10 protein-coding genes are annotated in these 12998 nt (G+C 67.0%); 6 read left to right on the plus strand and 4 right to left on the minus strand.

The genetic code is table 11. The annotated features are described in order from the left end of the window. Positions 1–5: 5 nt before the first annotated feature. Both ACYQ4T_RS00815 and ACYQ4T_RS00820 read right to left on the minus strand, forming a co-directional pair. Positions 6–1160, minus strand: coding sequence for an amidohydrolase family protein (locus tag ACYQ4T_RS00815; RefSeq protein ID WP_459849951.1), 1155 nt, complete (start codon positions 1158–1160; stop codon positions 6–8). Beyond that, on the minus strand, positions 1147–2460 hold the full coding sequence (locus ACYQ4T_RS00820; RefSeq protein ID WP_459849953.1) for a glutamine synthetase family protein: 1314 nt from the start codon (positions 2458–2460) through the stop codon (positions 1147–1149). Before ACYQ4T_RS00820 ends, ACYQ4T_RS00815 begins: the two co-directional genes overlap by 14 nt. A 121-nt stretch (positions 2461–2581) precedes the next feature. On the opposite strand from ACYQ4T_RS00820, the gene ACYQ4T_RS00825 reads away from it, so the two are divergent. Further along, positions 2582–3343, plus strand: coding sequence for an N-formylglutamate amidohydrolase (locus tag ACYQ4T_RS00825; protein WP_459849955.1), 762 nt, complete (start codon positions 2582–2584; stop codon positions 3341–3343). Between the two features lie 27 nt (positions 3344–3370). Here the strand turns inward: ACYQ4T_RS00825 and ACYQ4T_RS00830 are convergent, their stop codons facing one another. Further along, a complete protein-coding gene (locus ACYQ4T_RS00830; RefSeq protein ID WP_459849957.1) occupies positions 3371–3868 on the minus strand; it encodes a hypothetical protein in 498 nt (165 codons plus the stop codon). A gap of 478 nt (positions 3869–4346) precedes the next feature. Between ACYQ4T_RS00830 and ACYQ4T_RS00835 the strand changes: the two genes are divergently transcribed. Continuing rightward, a complete protein-coding gene (locus tag ACYQ4T_RS00835; RefSeq protein ID WP_459849959.1) occupies positions 4347–4982 on the plus strand; it encodes a PRC-barrel domain-containing protein in 636 nt (211 codons plus the stop codon). A 66-nt stretch (positions 4983–5048) separates the two neighbouring features. Here the strand turns inward: ACYQ4T_RS00835 and ACYQ4T_RS00840 are convergent, their stop codons facing one another. After that, positions 5049–6722 carry a methyl-accepting chemotaxis protein gene (locus ACYQ4T_RS00840; RefSeq protein ID WP_459849961.1) on the minus strand — a complete coding sequence of 558 codons (1674 nt, stop codon included), beginning with the start codon at positions 6720–6722 and terminating at the stop codon, positions 5049–5051. A 392-nt stretch (positions 6723–7114) separates the two neighbouring features. On the opposite strand from ACYQ4T_RS00840, the gene ACYQ4T_RS00845 reads away from it, so the two are divergent. The 4 genes from ACYQ4T_RS00845 to fdhD are packed head-to-tail and all read left to right on the plus strand — an operon-like array spanning position 7115 to position 12996. Next, positions 7115–7642 carry a formate dehydrogenase subunit gamma gene (locus ACYQ4T_RS00845; protein WP_459849963.1) on the plus strand — a complete coding sequence of 176 codons (528 nt, stop codon included), beginning with the start codon at positions 7115–7117 and terminating at the stop codon, positions 7640–7642. After that, positions 7639–9198, plus strand: a complete 1560-nt coding sequence (locus tag ACYQ4T_RS00850) for a formate dehydrogenase beta subunit (RefSeq protein ID WP_459849965.1) — start codon at positions 7639–7641, stop codon at positions 9196–9198. Before ACYQ4T_RS00845 ends, ACYQ4T_RS00850 begins: the two co-directional genes overlap by 4 nt. Before the next feature lie 25 nt (positions 9199–9223). Then, positions 9224–12109: a formate dehydrogenase subunit alpha gene (gene fdhF / locus ACYQ4T_RS00855; protein WP_459849967.1), complete on the plus strand. Its 2886-nt coding sequence runs from the start codon at positions 9224–9226 to the stop codon at positions 12107–12109. Next, positions 12106–12996, plus strand: coding sequence for a formate dehydrogenase accessory sulfurtransferase FdhD (gene fdhD / locus ACYQ4T_RS00860; RefSeq protein WP_459849969.1), 891 nt, complete (start codon positions 12106–12108; stop codon positions 12994–12996). The genes fdhF and fdhD overlap by 4 nt, the downstream gene beginning before the upstream one ends. Positions 12997–12998: the final 2 nt, after the last annotated feature.

Below are 12998 nucleotides of genomic sequence, written 5' to 3' on the forward strand. Positions count from 1 at the left end.
CACGCTCACGTGTTCAATGGATAGATGCGGCGCGCATTCTCATACGCGACCAGCCGGACCAACTCCTCCGCGTCCTTCAGGGAGCAGAAGTCCTCGCGCAGCCAGCGGTCGAGCACCTGCTGCAGGCCGCGGCGGAACAGCAAGGCGCCGAGATAATAGAGCTCGCTCAGGCCGAAGGCGTCGCTGCTGTAGAGGAATTTCGAGAACTTGCCCATCTCCAGGGCCTCGCCCAGGATGTCGCGCGACATCGGCGCGGCGTAATTCAGGATCACGCCGACGTCGTAATAGACGTTCTGGAAGACTTCCGAGAGCCAGGCCGCCTCGCGCTGGAACGGGTAGTTGTGGAGGAGCGTGATCGGCACTTCCCACTTCTCCATGGCGGCGATGAAGTCGGTGAAATGCGTCGGGTCGCAGGCATGCATGTAGACGTCGGGATCGCCGAAGCCGACATGGACCTGCATCGGGAATTTGCGCTGCCGGCAGAGCTCGCCGCCGAGCCAGAGCCCATGCCGCACGATGGTGGGGTCTTCCAGCCGCCACTTCCCGGCGAAGGAAGCGGCCGCGAACCAGCGGTCGGCGGCACTCACGACCTCCGCGGCGGACGGTGCGGTCTGGTCGATCTTGAAAGTGCAGCGATAGGCGACGATGGTCTTCAACCCGACTGCGCCCTGCGCGCGCTCGGCCAGGCGATCGGCGAAGGCCTGCGGGAAGGCAGCACCGGAGCCGCAGCTCTGCGCGACTTCCTCGGCGACCGCTTCGATCCGCACCACTTCATGCGCCGGGCGGCCGGCGGATTCCGCCATGCCGGGAACGTCCAATATCTCGCTGCTCCTGAGGCCGGTATCGACCAGCAGCGAGTCCAACCCGCTGGCGCGCAGGAAGCGCCGGTTGACCTCCGTCGCGCCGAGCGCCTGGCGGCGCTCGACATAGGCTTCGGCCGGGCAGGAAGGTTCCAGATCCAGCACCGGCGCGCAGAAGCGGCGGATCGCGAGGCCGAGCGGTTTCTGGAACTCGGTCGTTCCCGGCGCCGGCGGGCGATAGCTTTCCGAGAACAGCGCCTGGAAGCGCTTGAAGTCGAGATCCGCCGGCGAGACGCCGTGGCAGTGGTGGTCGATCAGCGGCGTGGCGACAGCCCCCGCCAAGGCGTCAGTATGCGTCATGATAGCGCCTGCAAATTTCTGCGGGATCGACGCCGGAGAACATCTCGATCTCCTTGCGTTTCACCAAGGTGTAGGACTCGTACATCACCGGCGGCAGCCAGGCCTTGGCAACCGGATCGGCCTCGAGCGCGTCCAGCGCTTCCGCGAGGCTCGAGGGCAGCGGCACGACGCCGAGTGCCGCGCGTTCCGCGTCGGTGAGCTCTGCCGGGTCCTTGTCCAAGGCGGCGGGGAGCGGCAGCTTCGCGCGGATGCCTTCGAGCCCGGCGCGGACCAGACCGCCGATCACCATATAAGGACTGGCGGTACCGTCGGGTGCCCGGAGCTCCATGTTGAAGGCGCGGCCTCGTCTCTTCGGATCGCGCTCGGGCGAGGGGCAGATGCGGACCGCGGCCTCGCGGTTCTGGATGCCGAAGCTGGCATAGCCGCAGCTCCAATGATGCGGCCCGAGCCGGTAATAGGAGACCGGGCTCGGCGCCACCAGGGCGCAGAGCGCCGGCATATGCTTCACCACGCCGGCGATGAAATGCTGCGCTGCTTGTGAGGCGCCGCCGATGCCGTTGGGATCATAGGCGGCGTTGTTGCCCTGGCTGTCCAGGAAGCTGAAATGCACATGCGCGCCGTTGCCGACGGCATTGGGCGCCGGCTTCGGCGTGAAGCTGGCGCGATAGCCGCGCCGGCGCGCGGCCTCGCGGATCACCTCGCGGGTGATGATGGCCCGGTCGCCGGCCTGTGCGCCGACCCCCGGCGCACAGGAGACTTCGAACTGGCGCGAGCCATATTCCGGCTCGACGGTCTCGACGCCGCTGTCGGCCTGTTGCAGCGCATGGGTCAGCTCCTTCACGAAGGGCGCCACCATGCGCACCGCTTCGAGCGAGAAGGGAGTCATCTCCGGCAGGCTGGGTCCGCTCAGCAGGAATTCATGCTCGAAGGAGGCGATGAACTTGAGGCCGGTCTCGCGCTCGAAATCGGCCAGCGCCTTCAGCATGAAGCCGCGGGTGCAGCAATCCCAGTTGCTGCCGTCGGACATCTTCGAATCGCAGAGGAAGAAGTGGAAGGCGGGCGCATCGTCCCAGATGTCGATCCGCGTCTCGGTGTCCTTGACCGGGGTCTGGCGCACTTCCAGCATCGGGCCCCAGGGATTGGGCGCGATGTCGTCGAACGGCGTCAGCGCCTGGCCGGCGACCGCCCAGCCGAGGCCGTATTCCATGCGCTTGGCGACGTCGGTCGCCGGCACGCCCCGGCAGCGCGTCACGCCGACATAGTCGCTCCAGGCCAGATAGACGACCTCGCCTTCACCCATGCTTCCCCCGGCGGTGCCAATTCTCCCGGCCGCATGATTGCCGAACGGGGGATTCAATCAAAGCAGAATCCTGTAAGCTCCCCGAACCAATTGCAGCCGATCCGAGGATTCCAAGCGCATCATGTCTCATCCTGCCTCCGCCCCGGTGCCGTTTCCGCCCTTCGTCGCCAAGCCGGGCGATTACAACCGCGGCCTGGTCGTGATCTGCGACCATGCCAGCTTCGCAATCCCGCCCGAGCTCAAGGGGCTCGGCCTTTCCGCCGCGGATCTCAAACGCCACATCGCCTGGGATATCGGCGCGGCCGAGGTGGCGATCATCCTGGCGGCGCGGTTCCGGCTGCCGGCGGTATTCGGCGGCGTCTCGCGGCTGGTGATCGACTGCAACCGCGATCCGGCCGACAAGGCCTCGATCCCCGCCAAGGTCGACGGCACGCCGATCCCGGGGAACGCGAACCTCAAGCTCTGGGACCGGGCCGAACGGATGTCGCGCTGGTTCCAGCCCTACCACAACGCGGTCGAGGAGATGATGACCGCGGCGCTGGCGAGCGCGAAGGACCCGGTCCTGCTCTCGGTGCATTCGATGACGCCGCAGCTCAACGGCGAAGCAAGGCCCTGGCCGATCGCGCTCTCGTCGCATGAGGACCGGCGGCTCACGACCCCGATGCTCGCGGCTTTGCGGAGACGCACCGAGCTGCCGATCGGCGACAACCAGCCCTATGCGCTCGATCCGGCGGAGGATTACAGCGTCCCGCACCACGCCATGCGTCGCGGGCTGCGGCACCTGCAGGTCGAGTTCCGCCAGGACCTGATCGCCGAAACCCCCGGCGCGGTGCAATGGGCGAAGGTGTTCGGCGACGCCCTGGGCGAGGTGCTGGGGCTTTAGGCCGCGAACCTGTCGGGGCGGCTCTCTTCAGCGGCCCGGAAAGGCCAGGATCTGTGCCGGCGGACGCGGCGCCGGCAGCGCCGGCAGGAGGTCCTCCGCGGTCACCGTGATCCGCATTCCCGGCAAGGTCAGCGTCAACGCCGGCGTGGCACCGGAGCGCAGCGCCTCGAGTTCCGCCGAGGCGAGCTGGAGCGCATCGCCTTGGCCCGGCAGGTCGGTCAGCGCAAGGACACCATTGCCCTGCAGCGTCGCGGTCATCGGCATGCAGGCGGTGCGGCGGATTTCGAGCTCGCCGCGGCGCCAGCTCTCCCGGGCCGGGGCAATCCACTCGACCAGGCCGTAGATCTCGACGCCGAGCGCAGCGCGCTGCGGCTGCTGGGCGCGATGCGCCGCCAGGCTGGCGACGCCGAGCGGCAGGGCTTGAGCGGCGGCCAGCTTCGGCGCGGCTTTCTTGGCCGGGCTCTTCTTGGCCGTCGACTTCTTCGCGGTTCGCTTTTGGGGGAGTCGTGCGCGGGTAGCGTGCATCGGTTCCCGTCTCTCCTCGAGTCTCTCAGGCGCGGACGGGAAGCGAGTTGGGCGCCGCGCCGCGCACCATCTCGCAATCGCTATATGCGGCCATGCTTCCCGCGCTGCAAGAGTTTTTTTGCCACTGCAGCGTCCTCAAGTGTGCGTGATCGCACAAACTTGCATTGCGCGTTTCGCCGCCGCGGAATGTGGCGATAAAGCGGCGATCGCCCAGGCTCGGGAACCCAGGCGCATAGCCCCGGTTGACATCTGGCATCGGCCGCGGCGAAGCGGGGCGTGCTCGCGACGCGGACATGGTCGTTGCATGTCCATCGCGGCTTCGTGAGCGCCGGGGCTGATCTCCATCCTCGGAACAGTTTCAACCGGCGAGCCTTGTTCCAACAGCGCGGCCTCCTGGGGCGAGCCCTCTGCGGCGGGTTCCGGGAGCAAGCCCCGAGTGTTTGTCTGGGGCGCCGCAACGCCATAAAGGAGACAGGAAATGATGAAGCGCCTGTTAATGACGACCGCAGCGGCATCGCTTCTGGCGATCGGCGCGAGCGCCTATGCGCAGGACAATACCGGCGCCGCGGGCCAGAGCCAGCAGCCGCCGGTGGTCACGCCGCCGGCCTCCAACGAGAGCGGCGCCACCACCGACATGAACAACCCGGCTTCGTCGCCGGCCGCCGACCCGGCAGCTCCAGCGCCGGCGGCTGAAGCCGCTCCGGCCAACCCGCCGCCCAGCGACGCGGTGATTTCGGCCCAGAGCGACGGCGAGGTCACTGCCGACCAGATCATCGGCATGACCGTCTACAACGCCGAGGGTGAGAAGGTCGGCACCGTGCACGACATCCTGCTCGACAAGGAGGGAAAGGCGACCGGCGTCGTTCTCTCGGTCGGCGGCGTGCTCGGCGTCGGCGCCAAGTCGGTCGGCTTGACGTGGAAGGAAATCGACGTGAAGCCGGACCAGCAGCAGGTCCAGATCTCCTACACCAAGGACCAGCTGGAGGCGGCTCCGGACTTCAAGACCACGGGGCAGATCAACTCCGAGATGAATGCCCAGCAGCCGGCTGCGGCCCCGGCGCCGACTCCGGCCCCAGCCCCAGCCCCCGCGGGCGGCAACTCGACCAACCCGTAAACGCAGTAAGCAAAGACCGGCGGCGAGGTGACTCGCCGCCGGTTTTTCTTGGCGTCCGCCAATCGGCTAGGCGGCGCGCACCACCTCAATGAAGCGGCTGAGTTCGCCGCGCAGCAGCTCGGCCTGGTGCGACAGCTCCTCGGCGGAGCCGAGCACCTGGCTGGCCGCGGCCCCGGTGTCGTTGGCGGCCTGGCTGACGCTGACGATGTTCTCGGTCACCTCCGACGTGCCCTGAGCCGCCTGCTGGACGTTGCGGGCGATCTCTCTCGTCGCGGCGGTCTGCTCCTCGACCGCGGCGGCGATGGTGCCGGAGATGGTGCTGATCGAGCGGATGGTCTCGCCGATGCCGCTGATGGCGGCCACCGAATGCTGGGTGGCGTTCTGGACCGCGGCGATCTGGGTGCTGATCTCCTCGGTCGCCTTGCCGGTCTGGGTGGCGAGCGTCTTGACCTCCGAGGCGACCACGGCGAAGCCTTTGCCGGCCTCGCCGGCCCGGGCCGCCTCGATCGTCGCGTTGAGGGCGAGGAGGTTGGTCTGGCTGGCGATCTCCTCAATCAGGCGCACCACGTCGCCGATCTTCTGGGCGGCGCTGGCCAGCCCCGACACCTGGCTGTTGGTGGTTTCGGCCTGGTTGACTGCCTTCGCGGCGACGTCGTTGGACTGGGTGATCTGGCGGGAGATCTCATCGACCGACAGCGACAGCTCCTCTGCCGCGGCGGCCACGGTCTGGACGCTGGTCGCCGCCTCGTTCGAAGCCGAGGCGACCGCTTGAGCCTGCTTGTTGGTTTCCTCGGCGGTCGAGGACATGGACTGGGCGGAGCCGCGAAGCTCGGTTGCCGCCGACGCCACCGTCTTCACGATGCCGCCGACCGCCGCCTCGAACTGGTCGGCGAGGCGCGCCATGTCGGCCTTGCGCTGGGCAGCGGCTTCCGCCTTTTGCCGCTCCTGCTCCAGGCGCAGGCGCTCGGCCTCGACCATGCTGTCCTTGAAGACCCGGACCGCCTGAGACATTTCGCCGATCTCGTCCCGGCGCTCGGTGCCGGGGATCTCGGTACTCATGTCGCCGCGCGAGAGCCGGCCCATCGCGGCGGTCATGGCCTTCACAGGCCGGACGATCGCGCGGGCGAGCAGAAGGGCGATCGCCAGGCCGAGCACGATGGCGATGCCGCTCAGAATCATCGAATGCAGCGCGCCGGCGGCCCCGCGGGCGTCGAAGACGACGTCGCTTTGCTGGGCGTCGGCGATCTGGAGATCGCGGAATTTCTGCATGGCGGCGGCGAAGGCGGCGGCCTGCTCGTCGATCTTGCCGTCGAGGTCGCGCATTTCCGGGGTCAGCTCGGCCGTGGCCTTCAGCTTCGGCAGCATTTCGTCTTCGAAGGTGGTGACCAGCTCGTCGTGCGCGGTCTTGGCCTCGGCCATGGCCGCTTTCTCCGCCTCGGTGTTGGCCGTGGCGCCGACGCGCGCGAGATCCTGGGCCGCCTCCGCCTTTTTGTCGGCCCAGTCCTTGGCCGTCTGGTCGAGGGCCCGGTTGATCTCGGCATCGGCGATGATCTGGTACATCTCCGCGCCCAAAGCCGCCGCTTCCGTGGCCTCGACCGCCTTCTGATAGCTGGTCGCGCCCTCGTCCTGCATGCCGCGCATGTCGTCGATGGTCCACAGGGCCGTGCCCGCCAGCAGGAGAATGAGCGCGATGTTGGCGATGGATCCGCCGGAGAGCTTCGCGGAAATGGTGAGGTTCATGATCGGTCCCTTCTTCGTAGGCTGTAAAACCTACGGGCAAGACGTTTGACTTAGGTTAATTTCCCCCGGAGACCGGCCATGAGATTTCCGCTCTCATCCTTGAGATTGATTCGGGCCTGTAACCAGAAATTTCGGGGCTTCCGGATGGCATAAGCGCCCGGAAATTCCTATTTGTTAACCAGTCGCGGTGCAGATTCCCCGGAAGGGAGCGGTCTTGGCGGGACCGGCGGCGTTCGTGTCGCGCTCGGCCAAGTGCCGGAACGAAGGCGTCGGTTAGACTGGCTGCGACGCCCTTTGATAAATTTCATTTATCAAGCGATCGATGGGAGAATCTTGACCGCAAGCCTTTGCAGGTTCACGATTTTTCCCCGGAACACGGGAGTATCGGACGGATGACCACTGCCGGTCAGAGCGACGCCAAACTGGCCCCCAAAAGTTCAACATGGGATGCCGCCGAGGCCCGCCAGATTATCGAAACCTATCGCGGCCTCGACGGCGCCCTGATGCCGATCCTGCACGCCTTGCAGGAGCGGTTCGGCTATGTCGATGACGCCGCGGTGCCCGACCTTTCCGAGATGCTCAATCTGAGCCGCGCCGAAGTGCATGGCGTCATCACCTTCTACCACGACTTCCGCCGCACCCCGCCGGCCCGGCATGCGCTGCATATCTGCAGAGCGGAGGCCTGCCAGTCGGTGGGCGCCCGCGCGCTGGAAGCCCATGTGAAGAAGAAGCTGGGCGTCGACTACCACCATCAGACTCCCGACGGCCGCTGGTCGCTGGGTGCCATCTACTGCCTCGGCAACTGTGCGTGTGGTCCCTCGGCGCTGATCGACGGCGAGACCGTCGGCCGCCTCACGCCGGAGAAGCTCGACGCGCTGATGCGCGAGGCCGAAGCCGGTCGCCGGGAGGCCGCGGAATGAGCGCCGTGAAGGTCTATGTCCCGGGCGATTCCTCTGCCGTCGCCGTCGGCGCCAACCGGGTCGCCCAGGCGATCGAGCGCCTCGCCCGCGAGAAGAATCGCGAGATCGAGATCGTGCGCAACGGCTCGCGCGGCCTTTATTGGCTGGAGCCGATGGTCGAGGTGGCGACGCCGCAAGGCCGCATCGCCTATGGCCCGGTTTCTCCCGGCGACCTCGCCGGCCTGTTCGACGCCGATTTCCTGAGCGGCGGCGCACACGGTCTCTGCCTCGGCCGGCCCGAAGAGATCCCGTTCCTGAAGAACCAGGAGCGGCTGATGTTCGCCCGCTGCGGCATCACCGACCCGCTCTCGATCGAGGAATACCGCGCCAACAACGGCTATCGCGGTCTCGCCAAGGCGCTGCAGATGCAGCGCGCCGAGATCGTCGCCGAAGTGACGGAATCGGGCCTGCGCGGCCGCGGCGGGGCCGGCTTCCCGACCGGCATCAAGTGGAACACCGTCCTCAAGGCCGAGGCGGACCGGAAATACATCGTCTGCAACGCCGACGAGGGCGACAGCGGCACCTTCGCCGACCGCATGATCATGGAAGGCGATCCCTTCCTGCTGATCGAAGGCATGACCATCGCCGGCGTCGCCACCGGCGCGACCAAGGGCTTCATCTACATCCGCTCGGAATATCCCGACGCCTTCCGCCAGATGGGCCGGGCGATCGAGATCGCGCGCAATGCCGGCTATCTCGGCCCGAACGTGCTGGGTTCCGGCAAGGCCTTCGACCTCGAGACGCGGCTGGGCGCCGGCGCCTATATCTGCGGCGAGGAGACCTCGCTGCTGGAGAGCCTGGAAGGCAAGCGGGGCGTGATCCGCCCGAAGCCGCCGCTCCCGGCGCTCAAAGGCCTGTTCGGCAAGCCGACCGTCATCAACAACGTGCTCTCCTTCACCTCCGTGCCCGTCATCATCGACGACGGCGCCGCCTTCTATAAGAATTACGGCATGGGCCGCTCGCGCGGCACCCAGCCGTTCCAGCTCGCCGGCAACATCCGCCAGGGCGGCCTGGTCGAGAAGGCCTTCGGCGTCACGTTGAAGGAGCTGGTCTATGACTTCGGCGGCGGCACCCTGAGCGGCCGTCCGGTTCGCGCGGTCCAGGTCGGCGGCCCCTTGGGCGCCTATCTCCGCGGCGACCAGCTCGACATCCCGATGGACTACGAAGCCTTCGCCGCGGTGAAGGCGATGCTCGGCCACGGCGGCTTGGTCGTGTTCGACGACAGCGTGGACATGGCCCAGCAGGCGCGCTTCGCCATGGAATTCTGCGCCGTCGAATCCTGCGGCAAGTGCACGCCCTGCCGCATCGGCTCGACCCGCGGCGTCGAGGTGATCGACCGGATCATCGCCGGCTCCAACCGCGAGAAGAACCTGCAGCTGCTCGACGACCTCTGCGAGACCATGGTCGACGGCTCGCTGTGTGCGCTGGGCGGCCTGACACCGTTCCCGGTGCAAAGCGCCATCCGCAACTTCCCCGAAGATTTCGACAAACCCAGCCGCAAGGCCGCCGCCGAGTAAAGCGGTCGAGGCAAGGAAAGCCCCCATGAACGCACCCGTCGCCAACCCGATCATCGCTCCCGAGCCTCTCACGCTCATCAAGGAGCCGGATTACGGCACGCCCGAGCGAGTCTCCGAGAAGACGGTGACGCTGGAGATCGACGGCATCGTGGTCTCGGTGCCGGAAGGCACTTCGGTGATGCGCGCCGCCGCCGAGATGGGCTTCCAGATCCCGAAGCTCTGCGCTACCGATTCGATCGAGCCGTTCGGCTCCTGCCGTCTCTGCCTGGTGGAGATCGAAGGTCGCCGCGGGACCCCGGCCTCCTGCACCACGCCGGCCGAGAACGGCATGAAGGTGAAGACCCAGACGCCGAAGCTCGCCAAGCTCCGTCGCAACGTCATGGAGCTCTATATCTCCGACCATCCGCTCGACTGCCTGACCTGCGCCGCGAATGGAGATTGCGAGCTGCAGGACATGGCGGGCGCGGTGGGCCTGCGCGAAGTCCGCTATGGCTATGAGGGCGCGAACCATCTGGATGCGGTGAAGGACGAAACCAACCCCTATTTCACCTTCGATCCCTCGAAATGCATCGTCTGCTCGCGTTGTGTGCGGGCCTGCGAGGAAGTGCAGGGCACTTTCGCGCTGACCATCGACGGCCGCGGCTTCGCCAGCCATGTGGCGGCGAGCCAGGACGAGGATTTCCTCGCCTCCGAATGCGTCTCCTGCGGCGCCTGCGTCCAGGCCTGCCCGACCGCAACCCTGATCGAGAAGAGCGTCATTGAGGCCGGTCAGCCGGAGCACAGCGTCGTTACCACCTGTGCCTATTGCGGCGTCGGCTGCTCCTTCAAGGCCGAGATGCGCGGCACCGAGGTGGTGCGCATGATGCCCTACAAGGACGGTGGCGCGAACCACGGCCATTCCTGCGTCAAGGGCCGCTTCGCCTGGGGCTATGCCACCCACAAGGATCGCATCACCAAGCCGATGATCCGCGCCAAGATCACCGATCCCTGGCAGGAAGTCTCCTGGGAGCAGGCGATCAGCCACGCCGCCTCCGAGTTCAAGCGCATCCAGGCGAAATACGGCCGCGGTGCGGTGGGCGGCATCACCTCGTCGCGCTGCACCAACGAAGAGACCTACCTGGTCCAGAAGCTGGTCCGCGCCGCCTTCGGCAACAACAACGTCGATACCTGCGCCCGGGTCTGCCATTCGCCGACCGGCTACGGCCTCGGCACCACGCTCGGCACCTCGGCCGGCACCCAGACCTTCGACAGCGTCATGGAAGCCGACGTCATCCTGGTCATGGGCGCCAACCCGACCGACGCGCATCCGGTGTTCGGCAGCCGCATGAAGAAGCGGATCCGACAAGGTGCCCGCCTGATCGTCATCGATCCGCGCCGCATCGACCTGGTGAAGGACGCCCATGTCGAGGCCGACTACCACCTGGCGCTCCGTCCCGGCACCAATGTCGCCATCGTCAATGCGCTGGCGCATGTGATCGCGACCGAGGGCCTGATCAACGAGGCCTATGTGAAGGAGCGCTGCGAGCCGGCCGACTTCGAGCTCTGGCGCGCCTTCGTCTCGGAAGAGCGCAACTCGCCGGAAGCGACCGAGCATCTGACCGGCGTGCCGGCGGCCGACGTGCGCGCCGCGGCGCGGCTCTATGCCACCGGCGGCAACGCGGCGATCTACTACGGCCTCGGCGTCACCGAGCACAGCCAGGGCTCGACCGCCGTGATCGGCATCGCCAACCTCGCCATGGCGACCGGCAATATCGGCCGCATGGGCGTCGGCGTGAACCCGCTCAGGGGCCAGAACAACGTGCAGGGCTCCTGCGACATGGGCTCCTTCCCGCACGAATTCTCCGGCTACCGCCACGTCTCCAACGACGCGGTCCGGGAGAGCTTCGAATCGCTCTGGGGCGTGAAGCTCGAGAGCGAGCCGGGTTTGCGCATTCCCAACATGCTCGACGCCGCGATCGACGGCAGCTTCAAGGGCATCTACATCCAGGGTGAGGACATCGCCCAGTCCGACCCGGACATCAAGCACGTGACCGGCGGCCTCGAGGCGATGGAATGCGTCGTCGTGCAGGACCTGTTCCTGAACGAGACCGCGAACTTCGCGCACGTGTTCCTGCCGGGCACCACCTTCCTGGAGAAAGACGGCACCTTCACCAATGCCGAGCGCCGCATCAACCTGGTGCGCAAGGCCACCCCGCCGGTGCCGGGCTATGCCGACTGGGAAGTGACCATGCTGCTCAGCAACGCGCTGGGCTATCCGATGAACTACAAGCACCCCTCTGAGATCATGGACGAGATCGCGGCGATGACCCCGACCTTCAAGAACGTCTCGTTCAAGAAGATCGAGGAGATGGGCTCGGTGCAGTGGCCCTGCAACGACGCGGCGCCCGACGGCACGCCGATCATGCATATCGGCAAGTTCGTGCGCGGCAAGGGCCGCTTCGTGCTGACCGAATACGTGCCGACCGACGAGAAGAGCACGGCGAAATTCCCGCTGCTCTTGACCACCGGCCGCATCCTCTCGCAGTACAACGTCGGCGCCCAGACCCGGCGCACCGGCAACATCGCCTGGCATGACGAAGACGTGCTGGAGATCCACCCGCACGACGCCGAGCAGCGCGGCATCCATGACGGCGACATCGTCTCCGTGATGAGCCGCGCCGGCGAGACCGCGCTGGCGGCGCTGATCTCCGACCGCATGCAGCCGGGCGTGGTCTACACCACCTTCCACCATTTCGGCAGCGGCGTGAACGTGGTCACCACCGATTTCTCCGACTGGGCCACCAATTGCCCGGAATACAAGGTGACCGCGGTCGAGGTGCGTCCGACCAACCGTCCGTCCGAGTGGCAGCTGAAATACGCCAAGCTGCGCGACGACACCCGCCAGATCGCGGGCAAGACCGCGGCGGAATGACCGCCGCTCAGTCATTGAAGCGCGGGCCTCTGGAAACAAGCGCGACCGCTTCGCCTTCCCCTTGTGGGGAGAGCGAGGCGGCGAAGCTGCAAAAGCCGATTGCGGAAGCCGGCTATCAGTTGCTGCGCCGCGACGGCACCAGCGAAGCCCATGACGAGCCGGTGGCCGAGGAAGTCCCGGTCGCCATGGTCTACAACGGGTTGAGCCATGTCGTCATGATGGCGAGCCCGACCGACCTCGAGGATTTCGCGCTCGGCTTCTCGCTGACCGAGGGGATCATCGAATCCAAATCCGAGTTCGGCGGCTGCGAGATCGCGCGGGCCGGCGAGGGCATCGAGGCCAGGATCGAGATCAGTTCCCGCGCCTTCTTCCGCCTGAAGGAGCACCGTCGCGCGCTGCAGGGCCGAACGGGCTGCGGCCTTTGTGGCGTCGAGAGCCTGGACCAGGCGCTGCGTGACCTGCCGAAATTGAGTTCCGAGCTCCGTGTCAACCCGCAGGCGGTCCACCGCGCGCTCGACGCGCTGCCCGCCCTGCAGGGACTGAACCGCATCACCCATGCGCTGCACGCCGCCGCCTTCTGCGCGCCGGACGGCAGGATCGTCGGCGTGCGCGAGGATGTCGGCCGGCACAACGCCTTTGACAAGCTGATCGGCGCGCTGGCCAAGGACGGCGTCGATTGCGGCCAGGGATTTGCCATCATTACCAGCCGCTGCTCCTTCGAGATGGCGCAGAAGGCGATCTCCGCGGGCATCCCGGTGCTGGCCGCGGTCTCCGCGCCGACCCATCTTGCCATCAGGCTCGCCCGGCGCTACGACCTCACGCTGCTGGCGCTCGCGCGTGCGGACAGCATGAAGCTCTTCGCCGGCACTCGCCGGATCCAACCCTGAAC

It is taken from the genome of Dongia sp. agr-C8 (assembly GCF_054658695.1).